The following is a 23,556-nucleotide window of genomic DNA, read 5'->3' on the forward strand; positions in this document are numbered from 1 at the left end:
TAGGAATGACTATTCCAACTTCTAAAGCTAAAAAAGTGATTTTATTTCAGGGCGACTCTATTACGGATGGGAACCGTGGTCGTGATGAAGACCCCAATCATATTCTGGGACATAGCTATGCGTATATTATTGGAGGCAAGCTAGGCAATGAACGGGCTGAGCAGAATCTAGTGTTCTTTAACCGTGGGATCAGTGGGGATCGAATTTCCGATCTGTATGCACGCTGGAATGAGGATGCGATTTACCTTCAGCCAGATGTCATCAGTATTTTGATTGGTGTTAATGATCTTTGGAGAACAATGAAAGGGGAACCAAGTGGAGTAACGGATCGTTTTGAACGTGCGTACCGTCATGTGCTTGAGGAAACCGGGGAAGTACTTCCGCAAACGAAGCTGGTCTTGTGTGAGCCCTTTATTCTAAATACCGGAGCTCCGGCAGAACAATGGGACGAATGGAAAGAGCGGATTACTCATTATCAGGGGGTTGTTAAGCAGCTTGCAGAGGAATTTAATGCTGTGTTTGTTCCTTTACAGGAAGCATTTGATGCAGCTACTCGTAGAACAGATGCAGCCTACTGGCTGTGGGACGGCGTTCACCCGACAGCAGCCGGGCATAATCTGATTGCCGGGGAGTGGCTGAAGATCGTAGAGAAAAGCGGTATTTTAAAAGACTAGTGAAATAAAGGATTCTCCCAATCTTTATCTATGCACCTACTGATTACTCAGCGGGTGCATAGATAAGAGATATATGATAGTGATTCAGAAACTCGATCCATTCCTCAGAAGGCTTCTCGTCTGTAACGATATAATCCACTTTATCGAAACTGAATAATTTGATGAACGCAGTCCTGTCGAACTTAGAGTGATCTGCGAGCAGAACGACTTTATTCGCCTGTTGTTGCATAAGAATCTTCAGTTCACTTTCTTCTTCATTCGAATCGCTGAGTCCGCCAGTCATGGATAACGCTTTACAGCTGAATATAGCTACATCCACATTATATTTTTGAATGGTCTGTGAGGCGGTATGCCCAACGAAGGAGCTTGTCTCAGGCCCTAGTATCCCACCAGTGGAAATAAGCTTTTGCCCAGAATGTTGAAATTCGGATAATACAACCAAAGAATTCGTAATAATCGTCAGATTGTTTTTCTCCTCTATAATTCTCCGTAAAGCTTCAAAAACGGTTGAGCTCGTATCCGTCACCAAGCTATCCCCATCATTAATTAATTGGAGAACATGATCAGCTATCGTACGTTTGGCCTCTATATTTACCTGATGCCTACTCACATAGGGAGGGTCCTCATTCGTGTGGGCATTAAGAATTGCACCGCCATAATTTTTCTTGGCAAGGCCTTCCTTGTCCAGTTTATCCAGATCCCGCCGAATGGTCTCTTCCGAGACATTGAATTTTTGCGCCAGCTGAGCGACATGGACTTTCTTTTGTCTATACAGCTCATTAATGATTAGATCCCGCCGTTCAAATGCTTTCATCCGTTCACTCACCTCTATCATCATCTACTTCCTAGTTTACTACATTGTCATAAAAATCAAAATCAAAAAATAACCTCATACTCACATAATACCACAGTGTTATGTTATAAATACCACATAAAACCACATTATTTATCTATAAATATGTTGATTTATGTTGACTAAAGCGTTTCCATATTTTATGATGGAGGAGAAATCATTCCATTATCGATAAGATTAAAGATGATCTTGAGGAGGAACAGCAGTGATAGAAAACTATCCGAAAATTGGTATCCGTCCGACCATTGATGGCAGAAGAAGAGGGGTTCGCGAATCGCTAGAAGCTCAAACCATGGGTATGGCACAGCGGGTAGCTAAGTTTATTGAAGAGAACTTATTTTATCCAGATGGCCGCCCCGTGGAGTGTATCATTGCCGATACTACGATTGGTGGTGTTAAAGAAGCTGCGGCTGCGGCTCAGAAATTTGCTGGGGCTAATGTTGGCGTATCGATTACTGTGACCCCTTGCTGGTGTTATGGTTCTGAGACGATGGATATGGACGCCTCGATCCCGCATGCGGTTTGGGGATTTAACGGAACGGAACGCCCAGGCGCCGTCTATCTAGCTGCTGTTCTCTCTGCTTATGCACAAAAAGGAATTCCGGCGTTTGGTATCTATGGTGAGGATGTTCAGGAGTCTGGCAGTGAGGAGATTCCAGCGGATGTGCAGACGAAATTGCTACAGTTCGCTAAAGCAGGGATGGCAGTTGCTCAAATGAGAGGGAAGTCCTATTTATCTATGGGTTCTGTTTCGATGGGGATTGCTGGATCGATTGTGAATGAACAGTTCTTCCAAGAGTATCTGGGGATGCGCAATGAATATATAGATATGTCAGAATATGTACGCCGCTTTGAAGAGGAGATTTATGATAAAGAGGAATATAAACGAGCCCTCGCGTGGACTAAAGAAAACTGCCAAGTTGGTGCCGATAATAATCCGAAGCATCTGCAAATAAGTGATGATGAGAAAGAGAAGCAGTGGGAGACTTGTGTGAAAATGACATTGATCGCCCGGGATCTGATGATCGGTAATCCTGTTCTCGCTGAGCTGGGCTTTGAGGAAGAGGCCAATGGTCATCATGCGATTGTTGGTGGCTTCCAAGGTCAGCGCCAATGGACGGATCATTTTCCTAATGGGGATTTCATGGAGACGATACTGAACTCCTCTTTTGACTGGAACGGTAAACGTACACCTTATATCATAGCGACAGAGAATGATAGCCTGAACGGAGTAACGATGCTGTTCAATTATCTGCTGACGAATACTGCACAAATCTTTGCGGATGTCCGCACCTTTTGGAGTCCAGATGCTGTTAAGCGTGTAACAGGTCATCAATTGCAAGGTGAGGCAGCACACGGAATACTACACTTGATCAACTCGGGTTCGGCTGCTCTTGATGGTACGGGTGAACAGACGATAGACGGCAAACCTGCGATTAAACCTTTTTGGGAAATTACAGAGGATGAGGTAGAAGCTTGTTTAAGCCATACACAATTCCGCCCAGCTTCTCAAGAATATTTCCGTGGGGGTGGCTTTTCTACGAATTATTTAACCAAAGGCGGGATGCCAGTTACCATGGCACGTTTGAACTTGGTAAAAGGACTTGGGCCTGTTCTTCAGCTTGTAGAAGGTTATACCGTAGAGCTGCCTGAGGATGTTCACCATACACTGGATCAAAGAACAGACCCAACTTGGCCAACGACCTGGTTTGCACCTAAGCTAACTAATAGTGGTTCATTCCAATCGGTTTATGATGTCATGGATAATTGGGGCGCCAATCATGGGGCGATTAGTTATGGGCATATTGGAGCGGATTTGATTACACTGGCGTCCATTTTACGCATTCCAGTCAGCATGCATAACGTTGAGGAATCACGTATTTTTAGACCACGGGTATGGTCATTATTTGGCACTGAAGATCTAGAGGGAGCCGATTACAGAGCCTGTCAGAACTTTGGACCTCTCTATTAAAATCTTCCTGTGAAGCAGGTGTGGTGAACAATGGGTGATACGATTAAGCTTCTAGCCATAGATCTCGGCGCCAGCTCCGGAAGAGTGATGCTGGGGATATATGGTGGCGATAGGCTACAAATGGAAGAAATTCATCGGTTTGATAATACGCCGGTACAGATCAACGGGCACTTATATTGGGATGTTCTTAGACTGTTCCATGAAATGAAGCAAGGGGTTCAAAAAGCCTTTAGGCAACATGGAGAATTGACGTCTTTAAGTGTGGATACATGGGGCGTCGACTACGGTTTTATCGATAAAAATGGAATGCTGCTCTATTCCCCACATCATTATAGGGATCGGAGGATGGAGGTTCACCGTCTCAAATTGGAAGCGTTACTGTCGCCGGCAGAGCAGTTCCGTATGACCGGTATTCAACCAAGTGTGATTAATACAGTCTATCAGTTGTTCTCTGACTTTCAGGATAATGATTCTGTTAGGGAGACTGCGGACACTATTTTAATGATGCCAGATCTATTTCATTATCTATTTTCTGGTATAAAAGCAGCAGAACGCACGATCTGGAGTACAAGCGGCTTAATGGATGCTGTTACGGGAGAACTCTCCTCTGAATTATTTAGCAGGCTGGGGATTCCGAGTCATCTAGTTCCACATAAGGTTCATGCGGGGACAGTTATTGGATCAATCCTTCCGGTTATTCAAGAGGAGCTTAGTATCGGACCGATGAAAGTGATTGCCGGCGCTTCACATGATACGGCTTCAGCAGTGGCTTCGATTCCGTATACTCGTAAGGATGAAGCTGCATTTTTAAGCTGTGGTACGTGGTCGTTGGTGGGGATGGAGACGCCTGAGCCGGTCATTTCAGAGAAAAGCTATGAATATGGTTTCACAAATGAACGTTGCTACGGTAATTCTAATCGTTTGCTAAAAAACACAACGGGACTATGGATTCTACAGGAGCTCCAGAGGAATTGGGCGAAAGCAGGAGAGAATTTTAGTCAAAGTGAAATGGTTGAATTAGCCCAAACGATTAATGGGTCGCCAGCGATCATTGACCCGAATGACCAGCTTTTCAGCACACCTGGTGTGATGATGCAGCGGATTCAGGAATATTGTGAGCGAACGGGGCAACAGTCGCCTAATACGAAAGCTGAATTTATACGCGTTATCCTTGAGAGCCTTGCGCAATCATACTGTAGAACGATTGAAGAAATGGAAGAGATCACCGGCAAGACAATCACTATCATTCATATGGTTGGCGGTGGGATTCAAAATGAGCTATTATGCCAGCTCACCGCTGATGCTACGGGTAGAGAAGTCGTTGCAGGGCCTGTGGAGGCCAGTGGAATAGGCAATATTATTGTCCAGCTGGCTGCCCTGGGGAAATTGGAGGTTTCTAAGGCGAAAGAGTTCGTGGCACGATCTTTTACCTTTAAGACATACCAGCCTTCTTTGGTGAAGAACTCTAAAAAATAGGATATGAGGAGAGAACTTATGGATAACTTGGAACAAAAACTACGTTCGCAGATTTGTGATATTGGCAGAAATTTGTTTACTAAAGATTTCATTGCCGCCAATGATGGGAATATTTCAGCACGGTTATCAGAGAATGAAATTCTCACTACCCCCAGAGCCGTAAGCAAGGGATATTTAGAGCCACATATGATTGTAAAAGTAAACCTGCAAGGTGAAGTTCTTGAAGCGGCGGAAGGATACAGACCTTCAACGGAAACCAAAATGCATTTGAGAATTTATAATGAGCTACCTGAGATGAATGGTGTGGTTCATGCACATCCCCCGTATGCTACCGCTTTTGCCATTAAAGGTGAGGCGCTCGATAAAATGATGATGCCAGAGTCGGTTATCATGATCGGGGATATTCCTTTGGCGGAATACGGAACACCTTCAACAGAAGAAATCCCGGACTCACTGATGCCTTTCCTTGGCAAAAAAACAGCAGTCCTGCTCGAAAATCACGGAGCACTTACTTGGGGAACGGATGTTATGGAGGCTTATCTGAATATGGAGAGACTCGAATATACAGCCAAGATTACCTTTATTACACGTATGATTGACGGGGAGAGAGAACTGCCACAGCATCGGATTGATGAGCTGGTTGCTTTGAGATCTTTTTATGGGAAGTAATGAGGTGCTTGGATGTTGAAAAAAATTCCTAAGCTACTCTCTCCGGAACTGGTACGAGTGATGATGGAGATGGGTCATGGTGATGAGCTTGTACTGGCAGATGCTAATTATCCAGGACACTCCTTAAACTCAAAAGTACTAAGATATGATGGCATTGGAATACCTGATCTTTTGGATGCAATATTGGAACTGCTGCCACTTGATCATTATGTGGAACATCAGGTGGCGTTTATGGCTGTGGTTGAGGGAGATCCTACGGTGCCGGTGATCTGGTCCACGTACGAGTCGATAATCGCCAAACATGACGCTGAAGCGACGATTAAATATGAGAAGCGGTTTGATTTCTACAATCGTTCCAAGCAAAGCTATGCTATTGTAGTTACTGGTGAAGAAGCACTCTATGGAAATATTATTATCAAAAAAGGTGTAATCAAGGCCTGATGGTCAGCGATTCTGCTTACGGTATTGCAGAGGTGAGCATTTTGCGATTTGCTTAAACACCCGCCCAAAGTGAGCAATGCTGTCAAAGCCTGTATTTTCGGCAATGGTCATGACTTTAGCGTTGGTACTCTGCAAGAGTCGCTGGGCTTCCTTGATCCGAATGTAGTTTAGATATTCAACAATGGTGAAGCCAGTGGTCTGTTTGAATAAACGGCAAAGATAAGTACTGCTGATGAAAAAAGTGCCGGATAGCTGCTCTAATGTAAGCTTTTCAACATAATGTGCCTGTAAATAATCGATAATTTCGTAGACTTTAAGCTGCTTCTCACTGCTCTCAGGAGCGATGGGCTCGCGGCTTATTTCTTGTACTCTGTTCATTTCAATAAATAACTGGATGAGCAGTGTCTGAAGATAGGGGACTTGCTGTGATCGATGTTCTTCTTGTTCTTTAAGCATGGAGAAGAGGATAGATTCGATGGCTCCTTGTTCATGTACTCCGGGACGCAGAAGTAAGCTTTGTGTAGTTAAAAAAGGAATACTTAGGTCGTAGTTCGCCAACGTTTTTTGCAGAAAGACCTCCTCAAAGTTAATCAATATTCGTTCATGGCGCGCTGAGCCCTTAGAAGTGGTGCGATGGAGTTCATTTTTGTTAATAAATATTAAATCACCTTTGCGTAAGGTATAAATCAGATTATTGATATAATAGCTGCGCTCACCTGCGAGTAAATAATAAATCTCATATGTTTCGTGATAATGGTCGGAATCCATGCTGAATGGACCGGCTCTTTTGATTTGCTCAATGAAAAATGGAGGTTCAAGCACCTGTTCCATTCTATATCCCCCCCTTTCAGATAATGAAGCTAATATATGCAAAGTTTTCGTTATTTCTACTAATAATCGCTTAGATTTGGATGTATTTTATACTATAAACTATAAGAAGAAACGGCATCTAAATCAATAGCGATGGAGTGATCCTTGTGTCGAAGAAGAAATATGTATTCGTAGGTACTGGTGGCCGAGCGGAGTTCTTCTATGGTGAGATAACTACGAATTATCGTGAAACTTCAGAAATTGTAGGCTTTTGCGATGTGAATGGGACAAGAATGGATTATGCGAATCGATTACTGAAAGGGAAATATCATTATCATGCGGTTCCTACTTATAAAGCTCATGAGTTTGATCGTATGGTTGAAGAGACCAAGCCGGATGTGGTTATCGTTACGAGTATTGACCGCACACATCACCATTATATTATCCGGGCGATGGAGCTTGGCTGTGATGTGATTTCGGAGAAACCAATGACGGTGGATGAAGAGAAATGTCAGGAAATTCTTGAAGCGGTTGAGCGGACGGGGAAAAAACTGCGTGTTACGTTCAATTACCGCTACGCCCCGCATAATACCAAAATCCGTGAATTGATCATGGATGGGGCGATTGGAGAAGTGTTATCCGTCAATTTTGAGTGGCTGCTAAATACGCAGCATGGGGCGGATTACTTCCGCAGATGGCATCGGGATAAACGGAACAGCGGAGGGTTGTTAGTTCATAAATCAACACATCATTTCGATTTGATGAATTTCTGGTTGGGCTCTCGTCCGGATACGATCTATGCCATGGGAGATTTAAGGTTCTATGGCAGAGAGAACGCGGAGAAGCGCGGGGTGACGGAGTTTTATCAGCGTGCCCATGGGAGTAGTGCAGCGGAAAATGATCCCTTTGCGCTTCATCTAAAAGACAACGAGCAGCTTAAGCAGATGTATCTGGATGCCGAGCATGAAGATGGGTACCTGCGAGATCAAAGTGTATTCGGTGATAATATCAGCATTGAGGATACGATGGCAGTCATGGTCAAATACAAAAACAAGACGATTATGAACTATTCACTTAATGCTTATTTGCCTTGGGAGGGCTTCATTGTAGTATTTAACGGGACGAAGGGGCGGATGGAAGTTAAGGTTGTTGAACAGTCCTATGTAAACGCCGGGGGGAAGAAAGAAGATGAAGGGGGACTAAAGGACAAGCAGATCACTGTATTCCCTCATTTTGCGCCGCCTTATGAAGTGGAAATTGAAGAAGGCGTTGGGGGACATGGGGGTGGAGATCCGGTCATGCTTCGTGATATTTTTGAACGACCTGTGGAGGATCGGTTTAATCGTGCAGCTTCCCATGTGGATGGGGCGTTGTCTATTATGACCGGGATTGCGGCTAATCGTTCGATCGCTACTGGACTGCCGGTGAAGGTGGATCAGTTAATCAAATGGTAGAAGGAAAAAGCTCAAAACCAAAATTAGTAGTAGCCTGTTTGTGAACAAACCGCTGTGGAGTGGAGGGTTCTTACGATCGCTGTTAAAGCCCAATTTCTGGATAGTAGAAAGATTAGTAGTTGAAATTGGTCTTTAAAGGCGAACACTGGCGTTTCTCCAGAATCCCTCCACCCCTCCGCTCTGTCTTCACGTCAATTTACTACTATTTTTAGATTGAGCTAAAAAAGTAAAAATAAAAGGCTGCCTCTAAAGTCATCGTAGATGACTAAGAGACAGCCTTATTTATTTTGGCTATAGAAATTATTGTTTGACGACGTTGAAGCCGTCTTTTTGCAATTGAGTCACAATGCCATCATCACCCAGCATGTGTAGTGCACCAACAATGACAAGATAAGTCGCTTTTTTATCACTATTCAAATATTCTTTTACATGCTTCACCATGTTGGCATTCCGATCCGAAACGAGACCTTTATAGTATTCTGGCTCCTTAGCGACCGCTTGTGTCATAGCTACGAGTGATTGTTCATCCCCCTGCATCCACATTTGGGATAATGCATCCAACGAGGCCGTTGCTGCAGCATTGTCCGTTTGCTTGAGGCTATCGAGTGTATCGAGGAGAAGCTTTTCTTGCAATCCATCTGAGAATTGATTAAACATATTCAGCTGCAATTGCATATTTTCCAATTCAATGATAGGTTTATTCAGTTTGCCTGCCTTCTGTGTGAAATATAGGTCGATCCCCGTATCCGGTGTATAATCTGTTGTTTGCATTTGTAGGCTTGAGATACCTTGAGTAACGACCCATGGCTTATAGGAATCGAATGCATTTCCTGCAAGACCATTCGCTTTCAGAACCGCAACAACTTTGTTATAGGTATCAGCAGATACGTGATCCTTGAGTTTGGTCCCATCTGTATAAGAACCTTTCTCCGCAAGGAACTTTTGCATCTCCGTTTGATCAACCTTTGTTAAGTCAACTTCAACCCCGAGATATTGAGATGCTTCAAAAGCAGCTTCAATTTCCGGGCGTAGCGGGTACATTTTGTCGTTAGCCACATGGATAGAGCCAAGTAGATAGACGGTATTACCGTTGTTCTTCACTTTCCATAAGAATCCGTTGCTACCAGCAGCCTCGTTATTAGCTACAAAGGTGATGGTGCGCTGCGCCGCACTCCATTCTACCTTATAGCCGATCGTTTCACCGATAAAGCGGACAGGAACATAGGTGACATTGTTGATGGTTTTAGGAGCCACCTCTAGTTTTTTCTTCTCCCCGTTTACCGTTGCTGTGGTGCTGCCGATAGTCAGTGAAAGGGCCAGTCCATTTTTGGTCCCCGTTACGGTTTGGGTCTTTTTATTCCAATTCATATTTACATTTAGCTTCTCTAGGAGTGGACGCATAGGAACCAAGGTCGTTCCTTTTTCAACAATTGGGTTAGAATTGCCTAACTTTACTTCTGTTCCATCAATCCACACACCGACAGGCTTTTCAGCCGCATGGGCAGTGGTAAAGACAGACATAACCATGAAAATGGATAAAAATAATGCACCTAGCTTTTTCATTAATAGGACACTCCGTTTCTAAAAAGAATGAAAGTTGTAAGTCACTTTTTGATTTTAACGTATTTTTCCATAAATAGTTATACGTTTTGTTACTATATTGATTTGATGCCTAGGATTGGAAAGCGAACCTGTATCACTTTACTTCGTACAAAAGTCAAAATAATGCACATCAAAGCAAAAATCGCCCCTATTAGATCCTGTTCACTCTCCTTATCATGAAACATAAGAAACGAAGAGCCCGAAGGGAGCAAGGAGCTTATGTGGAGCAGTGCGATTGAAGATGCAATAGAGAAGGTACGTAAGAACATTGACCGATTTGGGGGCAGATTCCCTCATGTCAGCATCAATGGAACTTACCAGCTTAATAACAACGATGATTGGACCAATGGATTCTGGAGCGGCATGTTGTGGTTGTGCTATGAATATACGCAGGATGACAGCTTTCGTATTGCGGCATCTCATACCGTAGAGGATTTCCGGCGCCGTTTCTCGGCAAAGACGGTGCTTGATCATCACGACATCGGTTTTTTGTATTCATTATCCTCCAAGGCCCAGTGGATGATTGATAAAGACGAATCCGCACGTCAGTTGACACTGCAAGCGGCAGATTTACTACTGAAGCGCTGGCGGACAGGCGGCGGTTATATTCAGGCTTGGGGACCTGTGGGAGATGCCAAGGAAGGTGGACGCATCATTATTGATTGTCTGTTGAATCTACCTCTTTTGTACTGGGCGGAACAACAAACTGGTGATTCACTATACCGTCAGGTGGCGGTCATGCAGGCGGATAAAACGAAACGTTATCTGGTGCGGGGAGATGACAGCTCCTACCATACGTTTTTCTTCGACCAGAAGACTGGAGAGCCGATTGGCGGCGCTACACACCAGGGTTATACTAACGGATCAACTTGGACGCGAGGGCAGGCCTGGGGCGTCTACGGTTTTGCATTATCTTATCGCTATACTAAGGATCCGTTGTATTTGGAAACGTCCAAGCGGATGGCCCGTTATTTTTTAGAACATTTACCAGAGGATCATGTCGCTTACTGGGACTTTAATGCTCCAGTGTCTGCGGATACGTACCGGGATAGCTCGGCCTCTGCAATTGTTGCGGCTGGACTGCAGGAACTGCTGGAGCTAATGGAGGAGGAAGATCCCGAACGGGCTTATTTTCATCAAGGATTAATACAGTCGATGACTTCACTTGTGCAGAACTATTCCACGATCGGTGAAGACGCGGAGGGGCTGCTGAAGCACGGCTCTTACCATGTGCGCGGCGGTCTGTCTCCGGATGATTTCATGATCTGGGGAGATTATTTCTACCTCGAAGCGTTGCTGCGGCTGCAAAAAGGCACCAGGGGGTACTGGTATGAACGCTGATGGCCGATCAACCTATCCCTATGCTGTCTTTACGCTACTCGACCTTGAGTTACCTGCTTTAGCGCCCGTGAAGGATGCGCTCAGCCAAGCACGGCAGGAAGATGCGCTAACTGAATTGCATCGTTATTTGACTAGTCGGAGCATGCCGGGCTGGCGGGCAGAGGACAGTCGGAAACAGCAGCATATCGATTATATACAGCGATATTGCGCAGAAGAGCTGGAAGTCGTAATGAAGACGGCGGATGAAGTTATGGAGCAGACGTTTCTTTTTCGGTTTCCCTGGGATATGGAACGCAGCCGCATTCCGGTCACTTTTGAGGAAGAAATTGACTGGCGTTATATTCCCGATAAGGATGTAGAATGGGCTTATATGCTGAATCGCCACCGCTACTGGGTGGCATTAGGACAAGCCTATACGATAACAGGTAATGAGGAGTATGCGAGAACATTTTGTTGTCAGCTTGAAGATTGGATGGACCGTAATCCTGTTCCAGACATGCCTACGAATGATACGTTGACTTGGCGCACCATTGAAGCGGGTCTTCGATGTGCGAACTGGATCAAAGCGCTGTCCTGTATACAGGATAGCCCGCTGCTTACACCGACGCTTCTGGCGAAAGTGATGATATCCCTTCATGAACACAGCGAATATTTGTCTTTATCGTTTACGGGCTGGAAGAATATCAGCAATTGGGGAGTTCTGGAGACTTGTGGCTTATTCCAAACCGCGCTCTACTTCCCTGAGTTCACAAGGGCTAAGATTTGGCGACGGCTCGGTGAGGAGAGATTGGGGGAAACGGCTAGAATCCAGGTCATGGCAGACGGTATCCATTGGGAGCAATCGCCCACCTATCATCATGAGGTTCTGGTATGTTTTCTCGACTGCATCCGCTTGGCTCGCATGAATGGACTGGAGCTACAGGCTGAACTTCAGCAAAAAGTTCAAAAAATGGCCGCCGCTTCCTTGTATTGGGCCAAACCGAATCATCGGCAGCCGATGCTCGGGGATAGCGATGATAGCGATGTCCGTTCGATATTGACTTATGCAGGTTGGTTGTTTCAAGATTCTGTGCTCCGCTTTGGCGGATACGATCATATGGATTATGACAATGCCTGGTTGTTCGGAACGAGTGGAGTTGAAGGCTACGAGCAGCTGATTGCGGAGGAACCGCCTTACTTGTCGCGCTCTTTCGCACATTCCGGTCATTATGTGATGCGAACGGGTTGGGACGAGCAGGACTTGTATCTATATTTCCACTGCGGGCCGCTTGGGGGTGGACATGGTCACGCGGATTTGCTACATTTCGATCTGCATGCCTTTGGGCGGGATATGCTTACCGATCTGGGCAGATACAACTATAGTGATCACACACCACTCAGAAAAGCGTTAAAAGAAAGCGCTGCCCATAATACGACTACTGTTGACGGAATTGGATTCACTGAAATCACGGATACATGGTCCTTCTCCCAAATTGCGAAGCCGACAGGCAGCAAATGGATCAGCAATCCGGATTTTGATTATGTTGAAGGCAGCCATGATGGCTACCTTCATTTGGATGATCCGGTACACCTGCTAAGGAGGATCATATTCATCAAGCCTTATTACTGGCTTCTGGTCGACAGCTTTAGCTGCCGTCAGGAGCATACGTTTTCCCAGCATTTTCATTTTGCACCCGGAGCGGTTCAGATGGAAGACGAGACATTCATTTGCCGTACAACAAAAGATAGGGAAGCCAATCTTAGCATCATTCCCGTTAATGTTAAAGGACTTCAGGGCAAGATTGATGACGGGGTAATCTCCCGCGAATACAATCTGCTGGAACCCAATCAGCATGCCGTTTATTCCCGAACGGGAAAAGGAACGGTATCGATGATGCAGATGCTGTACCCGCAGCCTTCCGGTGAGCCATTCTGTCCACAGGTTGAACAGGTGCCGATTTACCGCCATACGGGTGAACCTGTGGATGCTGTACAGGCGGAGGCATGCCGCATCAGCTTCCCTGAAAGGAATGAGGAGCATATTATCGTGATCAGCCATAAGCTTCCATCCAGTCACTTGGATTCCTATGTAGTAGAAGATATACAAATATTTGGTGAAGTAGTGCTTATTGTTTTCGCAAACGGTCGAAAGAAAGTCACGGTAATCAGATAATGCATGTATACTGGATAACGGGCTGATAGAATAAAAGAAAAGAGCATGAGAGAGGCGCGGAGAAAACATGTTCAAATTCACTTACTATAGACGTATCCAGGCATCATTTCTTTTGCTGATTTTTATCCCGCTGATTGCAGTATCGATCATCTCCTTTGTGCTTATTCGGGATACGATGGTAGAAAAGCTACAGCTCAGCAACGATAACTTCCTGAACGTTATGATTGACGAACTAAACAAGACCATTGATGATGTGACATTTGCATCGCATTTTATTGTAAACGATACCAATTTTCGCGCCAATCTGAAGGTCTTTGCAGATACCGGGCGACTGAACACCTATCAGGATTACGTACATTTTACGCAAATTCAGGATGTGTTTTCGCTCATCAACTCTAAGCCGCTAAATAATAACATTCGTATGTATTTGGTTAACCGGAAACACTTTGTGATCTCCTCTGGGACTGAGAATTTATCCGTGATTAATGCCAACATGGACAAGCTGATGGGACGTGTCAATATTCACGAACCGGAGACCTTGCAATGGCTTGGGATGGCCGACAGCGGTTCCGGTAAAAGCAGCAGCTACTATATTGCCAGAGTAATCTATGATAGCCGGGAGAAACAGCAGGTGTCCGTGCTTCTCATCTCGATTCCTGATGCCTATTTCAATAAATTGCTCGGGCCGGTTGAGTTTGGCAAGCTGGCGTTGTTTGATTCCAGAGGAGGTCTGATCGCAGGGAACTCAGAGCTAGCCCCAGAAGGCAAGGCAGATAGAGGGAGCGTGCGTACGGCCAGAGCCATCGACAAATCCAATTGGGAGCTGGTCTATGAAGCTTCAGAGAAAGAATGGTCGGGCCAGATTTCGCGAACTTTTTATAGTGGTATTGGTTTAGTGCTTCTCTTGTTTATTGTCTTTTCCGCCACTTCCATGCTGATTGCCAAAAGATTGCATAGTCCGATTATGAAGCTGCAGCGCGTTGTGCGCCAGTTCGGAATGGGGAATCTTGATGTCAGGCTGGAGGTCAAGGGCAAGGATGAAATCGCTGAGCTGGGGCAGACATTGAATACTATGCTGGATCAACTGCAAGGATTGATTCACGACATCGAGCTGGAGCAAGAACAGAAGCGAGTGATGGAACTTGAGGCCCTGTTTATGCAGATTCGTCCCCACTTTTTGATCAACACGTTGAATTCGATCAAATGTAGCCTTATTTTGGCTAAAGATAAGCTGCACAGCGGGATCATTGATTCGCTAATGAGTCTTCTCCGTGCCTATTTGAAGGTCAATGAACCGGCTACCTTACGGGAAGAATGCAGACTGCTTGGCCATTATATCGACATCATGAAGATCCGCAACGAAATCCCTCTTGAACTGGAGGTCGATCTGGAAGCGGATACAGAGAAGCTCATCGTTCCTAAACTTATTCTGCAGCCTCTCGTAGAGAATGCGATCGTTCACGGTCTAGTTGACCACCCGGCACCGCGTATTGTCGTACGTGCCCGAACGATTACTGATGGGATTATGATTGAAGTCGAAGACAATGGCTGCGGAGCAGGGGCAGAAATTCTGGCAGGACTGAACCGCAGATTGCTCTACAAGGACGATGAACAGGATGGAGCTTATCAAAGGGTCGGTTTAATTAACGTGGTCCAAAGACTGAGGCTGACCTATGGTCAGGATACCCGCTTGTCGCTTCATAATTTGCCGCAAGGTGGGGTGTCCGTTTCTCTGTATTTGCCGCAAGGCAATCATCAGGTTAATCTGCCCGAGAGAGAGGGATATTGATGTATAAAGTGATGCTCATAGATGATGATGTTCCTATGCTCAAAGTGCTTCAGCAGATGATTGACTGGGAAGCACATAGCTTGCAGATTGTCGGCAGCACCTATTCCAGTGCCAAGGCGTTATTAATGTTTGAGGAAGTGCAGCCCGACATCGTGATCACGGATATAGGCTTGCCGCAAAAGAACGGGATTGAGCTGGCCGATTACTTTACCCGGATGAAGCCGGAGGTCAGAATTATTTTCCTGACCTGTCATGAGGATTTCCATTATGCTCAGCAAGCGGTAAAGCTGAAGGTGGATGACTATTTAATCAAGGACCAGCTTACAGACGAGCAACTGGAGAAAAGCCTTGCCAAGTCTGTACGTTTGCTTAAATCGAAGATCGGGTTAATCAAGCATGGGGAGACGGGTTACAACAGCCAGCTATTCCGGCAGAATCTGCTGCAAAGGGTGATTGGCGGCGCTCCGCCCGAAACCACGTTAGCCTATGCGACGCAAATCGGCATATCCTGGACGTACCCGTGGTTCATGCTGGGCACGGTCAGTATTCACTTTTCCAGTTTCGAGAAGAGGTACAAGCAGAGCGAGTATCCACTTATTTTATATGCCATTTACAATATAGCCCTAGAGCTGTCCGAAGCGTGTGAGGGGATTACGCCTTTTTTGGAGCAGAAGAATATTGTGATTCTGTATAATTACCGTGTGAATCTGGCGCAGAATGCCAGTCTTTATTTTCATGATTATTTACAGCGATTGTGTTCTGAGTGCTCCCATCTCCTTAAGATTCAACCGGGCATCATTGCAGTCACTGAGAAAATAGAGCTACAGGCGATTGGACAGATTCATCGGCAAATTGTCCAGGACAAGTGCGAGTTTTATGCGAGTGCGGATTACACAGTTCTGGATACTCTGCAAATCGCTACACCTCGCTTCCAGCCTGCTCCTCAAGGATTTCTGGATAGTTATATCCCGCAGATGGAACGGGCCGTGATTAAAAATGATCTTGAAGCCATCCGTGGCACTCTTCAGGAAATCGCTAGGACTGCAAAAGTTATGGCTATCCATCCGGGAGATTTCGTCCGGGATTTATCCTTTATGCTCCGCGGGATCGAGCTGATGTTCACTAGCCTAACATTCGATGAGGATCTGTTCGTCTATCTCGTGCAAACCCGCACACTGGAGGATACGATGGAACTGGTGGAAAGAAAGCTTGTGCAGATTACAGGCAACAAACAGCAGGTGGCGGGAACTCCCCCGCAGGAGCCCAAGCTGCAGCTTATCCAGCAATTTATCGATCAGCATCTTGGCGATAACATCACTTCAATCGATATGGCACGTTATCTCTTTCTGGACCCGAGCTATTTCTCGCGTTATTTCAAACGCATGACAGGTCTGACCTTTACGGACTATGTACATCAGCACAAGATGAAGGTTGCGACCAAAATGCTGAAAATCTCCAGCCAGAACCTGGAATCGCTAGCCGTTGGTCTGGGATATTCGGACAGAACCTATTTTTCAAAAGTGTTTAAAAAATATGTGGGAACAACGCCGAGCGAATATAAATCCAAACACTCGGTACGCTGAGAAGATTAATGCCTATCGTTCTGAACAGAGCCGCCGCCCCTCCCGGGCGGTCTTTTTATTGTCAGCGGACAAAGGTCAAAATCTTGCACATCTCGGGTCATAATCACTCCTTCATGCGGAAGGCAGATATATTACTATAATGACAAATCAAATTGTCGAGGTGATACAACGTGGAGGCTGCAAAACAACCTGTGCCAAAAATTCTGCAGGAGAAGCGGAAGTTCTGGACTCCGCAGCGGAAAGAGGCTTTGACCGGGTGGCTGTTTCTAGCTCCGGAAATTGTCGGAATGCTTTTTCTTAATGTATTTGCACTTGGATTCTCACTTTATTTAAGCTTCTCGAAATGGGATCTATTGTCGGGGGTTCAAGGGATCGAGTTTATCGGATTGGATAACTATATCAAAATGTTCCATGATCCGAGCATCATTCAAGCTTTGAAGAACAATGCTATTTATATGATTATGACCGTGCCGATACCGATTGCGATTGCTTTGGTGCTGGCGGCATTGATTCAAAATAGTGTATTTCTTAAAAATTATTTCAAAGTTGCCTTCTTTATCCCTTATATTTCTTCGATTATTGCAATTGCCGCTGTATGGAGCGCATTGTTCCATCCATCCCTTGGACCGATTAATCAGTTCTTGATGGAGCTTGGAATTTCCAGCCCTCCAAAATGGCTGGTGGATCCAAAGACCTCGCTGTTATCGATTGCCATTATCAGTTCTTGGGCGAGTCTGGGTTACACCATTATTATCTATATGGCCGGCTTGACGAATATTTCCGATGAAATCTACGAGGCTGCAGAAATAGACGGAGCCAGCGCACTGAAAAAATTCTTTGCTATCACGGTTCCGATGCTGCGTCCAACCACGTTCTTCTTACTTATAACCATGCTGATCGGCTCGTTTAAGGTGTTCGACATCATCGCCTTTTTGACCGAAGGCGGCCCGAACAATTCTTCTACCGTGCTTGTGTTCAGGATCTATGAGGAAGGGTTCAAATACTACAACATGGGCTATGCTTCTGCAATTTCCTGGCTGCTATTCGCCGTCATAGGCTTGATCACTGCAGCTACTTGGAAAATGAGAAATGAAGAATAAAGGGGGGGAGATTAACATGCAACTGATTAGAAAAAATATGTCCAGAGTGATCACTACCTGCATCATGGGGGCTTTGTCCATTGTATTTCTTATTCCTCTGATCTGGATGATTTCCGCAGCCTTTAAATATGAGAAAGATGTTATGCGCTTCCCGATCCAATGGATTCCCGAGAAGATCAATGTAGCGTATAATTTCAAGATGGTTTGGATGGGACGAGTACCTTTTTCTCATTTCTATTTAAATTCCTTTAAAGTTGCGATTATTACAACCTTAATTACACTTATCATTTCATCTATGTCGGCGTACGCCTTGACCAAAATCAAGTTCAAAGGACGAAATATGGTGTTTCTGGCGCTGCTGTCGTTCATGATTATACCTGACCAGGCCACACTGATTCCGCGCTTTCTGCTGATTCGCTGGTTCGGTCTTTATGATACTCATGCTGCAATCATATTAATGAGTATGTTCTCCATCTACTTCACGTTCCTGCTGCGGCAATTTATGATTGGTGTCAGCGACGAATATATTGAAGCGGCGCGAATTGACGGTGCAGGCCATTTACGGATATTCTGGTCTATCATTATTCCGCTCTGCAAGCCGGTGCTCGCTACGGTGGCGATCATCAAATTTATCTGGACCTGGAATGATTACCAGAATCCGCTGATCTTCTTACTAAATAAGAATTTGTACACTATCCCACTCGGTATGACACTGTTCCGGGACGATTATTCGAACAACTATGCGATTATGATGACGGCAGCGGTGTCTGCGATCATCCCTCTGGTCATTGTGTTCATTGCCTTACAGAAGCAAGTCATTAACGGGATTTCCTTAGGTGGTGTAAAGGGCTGATCAAGCAGCTGCACCAAAAGATGGGGAAAAGTCAAAAATGTAATCCTACAACAGCAAAATTGTGCACTTGGCCTGTATAGCAGGTGCCTATAATAAGAAATGAACAAGGCACTATACTTAAAATTCAGTGCGGGGGGAAATAAAATGAAAACAAAGAGCAAAAAAGGATTATCCGTTGTATTAGGCTCCATGCTAGCAGTTTCCTTAACGCTAAGCGCTTGTGGTAATTCCGGCAATACAGCCGAGAATGGCAGTGCTGACGCAAGTGCAAATGCAGGGAATGCTAAGGCGGGCAAGCAGGTCGCCATCAAGTATTACAACTGGGACAATGAAGCGCAGTCGGCAGGAACCGATGCTATGCTGAAGGAATTTATGGATCAGAACCCGGACATCAAGGTAGAGCATGTGACACTCGTTCCTGGGGATTCCGTAGAAATGCTGAAGAAACTTGACTTCCTGATTTCTTCCGGCGAAGCGATTGACGTTGTGCAGGTACCAAGTCTTGGCGGTGTGCTTGAACGGGCGACTCGGGGAGCGCTTGCCCCGCTGAATGAATTCTATGAGAAGGATAACCTCGTTCCTGAGGATGAATATTATGTAAACGCTAAGGTCGATAGCAAATATTATGGGATGCAATACACTAAGAGCAGCAACTATGTGATGCTGAACAAGGACGCGCTGGATGAAGCGGGGTTGCCTGTCCCTACTTTTGGCTGGACATGGGATGACTACCGCGACTATGCTAAAAAATTGACTAAAGGCGAAGGTGTGGACAAACGTTACGGCACATACTTTCACACTTGGGAGCTATACATGAACGCTCCAGCCCAAACGATGATGAAAGATCCGTTCGTATATGATGATGGAACAACCATTTTCGCGGATCCAACCTATAAATATTTCTTCCAGCTACGTAAAGACATGGAGTCGGTTGATAAGTCTGCAAAATCTTATGCGGATGCTCTTGCTGCAAAGCTCAACTACCGGACTGAATTCTTCAATGAAGAAGCTGCTATGATTCTGGCAGGGAACTGGACGATTGCTGACCCAGGTAATACAGAGCAGTACCCACATGGATTTAAGACAGCCTTTGCTCCGGTTCCGGTACCTCCGGCAGGATCGGAACCGAAAGAATATGAAGGCAAATACTTCACCAGCGGCAACATGCTGGCGATGGGTGCAACTTCGAAGAACAAAGAAGCTTCCTTTAAACTGATGAGATTCATGTCAACGGCTGTTAGTGATAACAGACTGGAATTCTCCGGCTATAAAAAAGCTGACAATGAGGCTCTACTGACTAAATTAGTTGCTGGAAAAGAAGATATGTATGATATGGATTCACTCAAATATACACTCTTCGATAGCGGAATTCAGTTCCTCGACGGTGCGCAGGTGATGACGACGGCGACTTCCGAGTTGACCAAAGTTATCGATGACGGGTTCAGCAGATTTATGCTCGGCAATGAATCAGTGGATAAAGTGCAGCAATGGATGGTTGATGAAGCAACGAAAATCATCAATGAAAAAGGCGTCATCAAATAAATAGGCAATTAGCGAGGTATCCCAAGTTGGGGACGGGGCTTTGGAAGGTCATCAACCGGCTTTCCAAAGCCTTATTTATACATTGGGCTACACAAATATATGGGAGAGTATAAAAATGATGGAAAGTATTTCTTCAAAGAACAAGTCCGAAGAGCAAGCAGCGTTGCCTTCCAGAGAGCAGATGGCTTGGCAAGACCTGGAGCTGGGGATGTTCTGCCATTTTGGTATCAATACATTTTGCGATCAGGAGTGGGGAGAAGGCGGCGATTCACCTGCCGTTTTTAATCCGCTTGAGCTGGATGCCCGCCAATGGGTTAGTACAGCCAAAGAAGCTGGATTCCGTTATTTTATACTGACGGCTAAGCATCATGACGGCTTCTGCCTGTGGCCGACTGCGACAAGCACCTATTCTGTGGCTTCCAGTCCATGGAAAAAAGGACGCGGCGATATCGTTAAGGAGTGCGCAGAAGCTTGCCGGGAACTTGGGGTCGGCTTTGGCATTTATTTGTCTCCATGGGACAGACATGAGCGATGTTATGCGGATCCGCAAGCGTACGATGATTTCTATGCCCTGCAATTGCAGGAATTACTTACGGGATATGGTCCGCTTACGGAGATTTGGTTCGACGGTGCAGGATCAGAGGGACGCAATTATGATTGGCGGCGGATTATGGAGCTGATTAAGCTCCATCAGCCAAGCGCTATGGTGTTTAATATGGGAGCACCAACGATTCGCTGGGTTGGCAATGAGGAGGGGGTTGCTCCTTATCCATGCTGGAACACTGCGAATACCGCAAGGGGGAGCATGTTCAGTGAAGCTTCGCTAAACTGGCTGCCCGGAACACCGAAGTGGGTGCCTGCGGAATGCGATGTGCCTATCCGTAAAGACCGTTGGTTCTGGCATCCTGAGGAAGAGCATTTGCTGCTGTCCCTAGAACAGCTAATGGACATTTATTATCGTTCGGTTGGGCATGGGGCGACTTTGCTGCTCAATGTGGCGCCTGACAACCGCGGGCTGTTTCCGGAGGCCGATGTGCAGCGTCTGCTGGAATTCGGTAAGGAGATTAAGCATAGATTCGGCGAGGCTCTGGCGGTAACGACAGGCACTGGAGAGCTTATTGAGCTGGAACTGCCTGCGGCTGCTGTGATTGACCATGCCGAGATGATGGAGGACATTGCTTACGGAGAGCGGGTGGAAAGCTATGTACTGGAAGCGTACAGCAATGGGGAGTGGCTGGAGTTAAAGCGCGGTAGCGCGATTGGCCATAAGAAAATTGACGCTTTCCCTCCAGTATATGCAGAAAAAATACGGCTGCGGGTGATGGAAGCTTCCGCAAGTGCCGAGATCAGACGGCTTGCCGTTTATCACTGTGGAGAAACGATAGAATAGATGTTGAAAAAGGAGGTTGTAGAGTATGAGCCTACTCACTTGGAACGATGGACACTATTTGCTGGACGGACAGCCTTACCGGATCGTATCGGGAGCCATTCATTATTTTCGGGTTGTGCCTGAATACTGGAAAGACCGGCTGCTGAAATTGAAAGCCTGCGGATTCAATACCGTGGAGACCTACATCGCCTGGAATATGCATGAACCTAAAGAAGGGGAGTTCGTATTTGATGGCATGGCCGATGTGGTCTCTTTTATTGAACTGGCCGGAGAGCTTGGGCTCCATGTAATTGTCAGACCAAGTCCATTCATCTGTGCGGAATGGGAGTTCGGAGGTCTGCCGGCCTGGCTACTGGCTTACAGTGAACTTCAGCTTCGCTGTTGTGATCCTCTTTATTTAAGCAAAGTGGACAGGTATTACGATGAGCTGATTCCTCGGCTGGTTCCTCTGCTCTCCACACATGGCGGGCCGATTCTGGCCGTCCAGGTAGAGAATGAATATGGCAGCTATGGCAATGACAGTAGTTACCTGAGATATATGCGTAATGGACTCCTCAGCAGAGGGGTCGATGTGTTGCTCTTTACCTCCGACGGACCAACCGATGAAATGTTGCTCGGCGGAACACTGGAAGATGTGCATGCTACAGTCAATTTTGGCTCCTGTGCAGAGGAATCCTTCCGCAAATACCGGGAATACCGATCTGAAGAGCCGCTGATGGTGATGGAATATTGGAATGGCTGGTTCGATCATTGGATGGAGGATCATCATGTGCGCGATGCTGAAGATGTAGCTGGCGTTCTGGATGATATCCTGACGCACGGCTCCTCACTCAATATGTACATGTTCCACGGAGGGACCAATTTTGGCTTCTTTAATGGGGCGAATCATATCGTCGCCTACGAGCCGACGACTACAAGCTATGATTATGATGCCCCGCTCACGGAATGGGGAGATATGACAGCGAAATTTGAAGCTGTTCGGTCGGTACTGGGCAAACATGGATTTGCACCGACTTGTCCGCTCCCTGAGCCGATTCCGAAGATTTCCTACGGGAAAGTTGCCTTGATGGAAAGAGCGGAACTGACTTCCAATTTGGCAAAGTTATCCGAGCCGGTGAATAGTGTGTGTGTGCAGCCGATGGAAAAGCTAGGACAATCTTATGGTTTTATATTGTACAGCACTTATGTGCAGGGACCACGGTCCAGGCAGAAGCTTTACATCGAGGGCGTGCGTGATCGGGCGCAGGTCTTCCTGGATGGACAGGTACTTGGGGTAATTGAACGCTGGAATCCGCAGCCACTTGAACTTTCCATTCCTGCCGGGGGAGCGCAGCTGGATATTCTCGTCGAGAATATGGGGCGGATCAATTATGGGCCGCTCATTCGTGATCCTAAAGGGATCTTAGATGGGGTTAGAATCGATAACCAGCTGCAATATAACTGGACGATCCGTACACTGCCACTGGAATCTGGATCGCTAGATTTACTTGTGTATAAGGAACCTCCGGTGGAGCAGCAGGAAGCTACGACACCTTCGGATCTACCTGGATTTTACCGGGGCAGCTTCGAGGCGGAGGAAATAGGGGATACCTTTCTAAGATTCGATGGATGGAAAAAAGGGGTTGCCTGGATTAACGGGTTTAATCTGGGCCGCTACTGGAACGCAGGACCGCAAAGGGCGCTATATATCCCCGGTCCATTGCTGCGCAAAGGTCGTAATGAACTGGTTCTTTTTGAACTGCACGGCTGTGCGGAGACATGCGAAGTTGAGCTTGTGAATTGCCCTGATCTGGGAAAAACTTCGGCCGTCGACGATGCCGTGCTGAATTTTGTACAGGAAGATAATGTGTAGATA

General features: G+C 46.0%; 18 protein-coding genes. 15 read left to right on the forward strand and 3 right to left on the reverse strand.

Translation table 11 applies throughout. The features are described 5' to 3' along the window. Positions 1 to 5: 5 nt before the first annotated feature. Positions 6 to 674, forward strand: coding sequence for an SGNH/GDSL hydrolase family protein (locus tag MHB64_RS07585; protein ID WP_094871583.1), 669 nt, complete (start codon positions 6 to 8; stop codon positions 672 to 674). 43 nt (positions 675 to 717) lie between these two features. Here MHB64_RS07585 and MHB64_RS07590 read toward each other — a convergent pair whose 3' ends face one another. Next, positions 718 to 1,488 (reverse strand): DeoR/GlpR family DNA-binding transcription regulator, encoded by a 771-nt coding sequence (locus MHB64_RS07590; protein WP_341134084.1) that lies wholly within the window; start codon positions 1,486 to 1,488, stop codon positions 718 to 720. Between the two features lie 244 nt (positions 1,489 to 1,732). Between MHB64_RS07590 and MHB64_RS07595 the strand changes: the two genes are divergently transcribed. Genes MHB64_RS07595 through fucU form a run of 4 tightly spaced genes read left to right on the forward strand, consistent with a single transcriptional unit; the run spans position 1,733 to position 6,085 of the window. Beyond that, positions 1,733 to 3,499 carry an L-fucose isomerase gene (locus tag MHB64_RS07595; protein ID WP_094871585.1) on the forward strand — a complete coding sequence of 589 codons (1,767 nt, stop codon included), beginning with the start codon at positions 1,733 to 1,735 and terminating at the stop codon, positions 3,497 to 3,499. A 30-nt stretch (positions 3,500 to 3,529) separates the two neighbouring features. Beyond that, entirely contained in the window at positions 3,530 to 4,975 is a 1,446-nt protein-coding gene (locus tag MHB64_RS07600; RefSeq protein ID WP_341134085.1) for a rhamnulokinase, read from the forward strand. 18 nt (positions 4,976 to 4,993) lie between these two features. Next, positions 4,994 to 5,644: a class II aldolase/adducin family protein gene (locus MHB64_RS07605; RefSeq protein WP_094871588.1), complete on the forward strand. Its 651-nt coding sequence runs from the start codon at positions 4,994 to 4,996 to the stop codon at positions 5,642 to 5,644. A gap of 12 nt (positions 5,645 to 5,656) precedes the next feature. Next, positions 5,657 to 6,085, forward strand: coding sequence for an L-fucose mutarotase (gene fucU / locus MHB64_RS07610; protein ID WP_341134086.1), 429 nt, complete (start codon positions 5,657 to 5,659; stop codon positions 6,083 to 6,085). Between the two features lie 3 nt (positions 6,086 to 6,088). Here the strand turns inward: fucU and MHB64_RS07615 are convergent, their stop codons facing one another. After that, positions 6,089 to 6,916, reverse strand: coding sequence for a helix-turn-helix transcriptional regulator (locus tag MHB64_RS07615; protein WP_341134087.1), 828 nt, complete (start codon positions 6,914 to 6,916; stop codon positions 6,089 to 6,091). Between the two features lie 146 nt (positions 6,917 to 7,062). Between MHB64_RS07615 and MHB64_RS07620 the strand changes: the two genes are divergently transcribed. Next, positions 7,063 to 8,349 (forward strand): Gfo/Idh/MocA family protein, encoded by a 1,287-nt coding sequence (locus MHB64_RS07620; RefSeq protein WP_341134088.1) that lies wholly within the window; start codon positions 7,063 to 7,065, stop codon positions 8,347 to 8,349. Positions 8,350 to 8,649: 300 nt separating this feature from the next. Here the strand turns inward: MHB64_RS07620 and MHB64_RS07625 are convergent, their stop codons facing one another. Next, on the reverse strand, positions 8,650 to 9,912 hold the full coding sequence (locus tag MHB64_RS07625; RefSeq protein ID WP_341134089.1) for a TraB/GumN family protein: 1,263 nt from the start codon (positions 9,910 to 9,912) through the stop codon (positions 8,650 to 8,652). A 258-nt stretch (positions 9,913 to 10,170) separates the two neighbouring features. On the opposite strand from MHB64_RS07625, the gene MHB64_RS07630 reads away from it, so the two are divergent. From MHB64_RS07630 to MHB64_RS07670, 9 genes are all read left to right on the forward strand, one after another. Continuing rightward, positions 10,171 to 11,292 carry a glycoside hydrolase family 88 protein gene (locus tag MHB64_RS07630; RefSeq protein ID WP_094871596.1) on the forward strand — a complete coding sequence of 374 codons (1,122 nt, stop codon included), beginning with the start codon at positions 10,171 to 10,173 and terminating at the stop codon, positions 11,290 to 11,292. Then, positions 11,282 to 13,444, forward strand: a complete 2,163-nt coding sequence (locus MHB64_RS07635; protein ID WP_341134090.1) for an alginate lyase family protein — start codon at positions 11,282 to 11,284, stop codon at positions 13,442 to 13,444. The genes MHB64_RS07630 and MHB64_RS07635 overlap by 11 nt, the downstream gene beginning before the upstream one ends. A 67-nt stretch (positions 13,445 to 13,511) precedes the next feature. Then, positions 13,512 to 15,233: a sensor histidine kinase gene (locus tag MHB64_RS07640; protein ID WP_094871600.1), complete on the forward strand. Its 1,722-nt coding sequence runs from the start codon at positions 13,512 to 13,514 to the stop codon at positions 15,231 to 15,233. Continuing rightward, on the forward strand, positions 15,233 to 16,816 hold the full coding sequence (locus MHB64_RS07645; RefSeq protein WP_094871601.1) for a response regulator transcription factor: 1,584 nt from the start codon (positions 15,233 to 15,235) through the stop codon (positions 16,814 to 16,816). Before MHB64_RS07640 ends, MHB64_RS07645 begins: the two co-directional genes overlap by 1 nt. A 170-nt stretch (positions 16,817 to 16,986) precedes the next feature. After that, the gene (locus tag MHB64_RS07650) at positions 16,987 to 17,916 is read left to right on the forward strand and encodes a carbohydrate ABC transporter permease (protein WP_042125419.1); all 930 of its coding nucleotides are present in this window, start codon (positions 16,987 to 16,989) and stop codon (positions 17,914 to 17,916) included. 16 nt (positions 17,917 to 17,932) lie between these two features. Continuing rightward, positions 17,933 to 18,769, forward strand: a complete 837-nt coding sequence (locus MHB64_RS07655) for a carbohydrate ABC transporter permease (protein WP_042186014.1) — start codon at positions 17,933 to 17,935, stop codon at positions 18,767 to 18,769. 144 nt (positions 18,770 to 18,913) lie between these two features. Next, the gene (locus tag MHB64_RS07660) at positions 18,914 to 20,311 is read left to right on the forward strand and encodes an ABC transporter substrate-binding protein (RefSeq protein WP_341134091.1); all 1,398 of its coding nucleotides are present in this window, start codon (positions 18,914 to 18,916) and stop codon (positions 20,309 to 20,311) included. A 115-nt stretch (positions 20,312 to 20,426) separates the two neighbouring features. Then, positions 20,427 to 21,701 (forward strand): alpha-L-fucosidase, encoded by a 1,275-nt coding sequence (locus MHB64_RS07665; protein ID WP_341134092.1) that lies wholly within the window; start codon positions 20,427 to 20,429, stop codon positions 21,699 to 21,701. Positions 21,702 to 21,726: 25 nt separating this feature from the next. Further along, positions 21,727 to 23,553, forward strand: coding sequence for a glycoside hydrolase family 35 protein (locus MHB64_RS07670; RefSeq protein WP_341134093.1), 1,827 nt, complete (start codon positions 21,727 to 21,729; stop codon positions 23,551 to 23,553). Positions 23,554 to 23,556: the final 3 nt, after the last annotated feature.

This window comes from Paenibacillus sp. FSL K6-2859, assembly GCF_038008265.1.
Classification (GTDB): domain Bacteria; phylum Bacillota; class Bacilli; order Paenibacillales; family Paenibacillaceae; genus Paenibacillus_AQ; species Paenibacillus_AQ nitricinens.

Coding starts and splice junctions, on each gene's coding strand:
- MHB64_RS07585 (WP_094871583.1), top strand. CDS start 6: ATGACTATTCCAACTTCTAAAGCTAAAAAAGTGATTTTATTTCAGGGC.
- MHB64_RS07590 (WP_341134084.1), bottom strand. CDS start 1,488: ATGAAAGCATTTGAACGGCGGGATCTAATCATTAATGAGCTGTATAGA.
- MHB64_RS07600 (WP_341134085.1), top strand. CDS start 3,530: ATGGGTGATACGATTAAGCTTCTAGCCATAGATCTCGGCGCCAGCTCC.
- MHB64_RS07605 (WP_094871588.1), top strand. CDS start 4,994: ATGGATAACTTGGAACAAAAACTACGTTCGCAGATTTGTGATATTGGC.
- fucU (WP_341134086.1), top strand. CDS start 5,657: ATGTTGAAAAAAATTCCTAAGCTACTCTCTCCGGAACTGGTACGAGTG.
- MHB64_RS07615 (WP_341134087.1), bottom strand. CDS start 6,916: ATGGAACAGGTGCTTGAACCTCCATTTTTCATTGAGCAAATCAAAAGA.
- MHB64_RS07625 (WP_341134089.1), bottom strand. CDS start 9,912: ATGAAAAAGCTAGGTGCATTATTTTTATCCATTTTCATGGTTATGTCT.
- MHB64_RS07630 (WP_094871596.1), top strand. CDS start 10,171: ATGTGGAGCAGTGCGATTGAAGATGCAATAGAGAAGGTACGTAAGAAC.
- MHB64_RS07635 (WP_341134090.1), top strand. CDS start 11,282: ATGAACGCTGATGGCCGATCAACCTATCCCTATGCTGTCTTTACGCTA.
- MHB64_RS07640 (WP_094871600.1), top strand. CDS start 13,512: ATGTTCAAATTCACTTACTATAGACGTATCCAGGCATCATTTCTTTTG.
- MHB64_RS07645 (WP_094871601.1), top strand. CDS start 15,233: ATGTATAAAGTGATGCTCATAGATGATGATGTTCCTATGCTCAAAGTG.
- MHB64_RS07655 (WP_042186014.1), top strand. CDS start 17,933: ATGCAACTGATTAGAAAAAATATGTCCAGAGTGATCACTACCTGCATC.
- MHB64_RS07660 (WP_341134091.1), top strand. CDS start 18,914: ATGAAAACAAAGAGCAAAAAAGGATTATCCGTTGTATTAGGCTCCATG.
- MHB64_RS07665 (WP_341134092.1), top strand. CDS start 20,427: ATGATGGAAAGTATTTCTTCAAAGAACAAGTCCGAAGAGCAAGCAGCG.
- MHB64_RS07670 (WP_341134093.1), top strand. CDS start 21,727: ATGAGCCTACTCACTTGGAACGATGGACACTATTTGCTGGACGGACAG.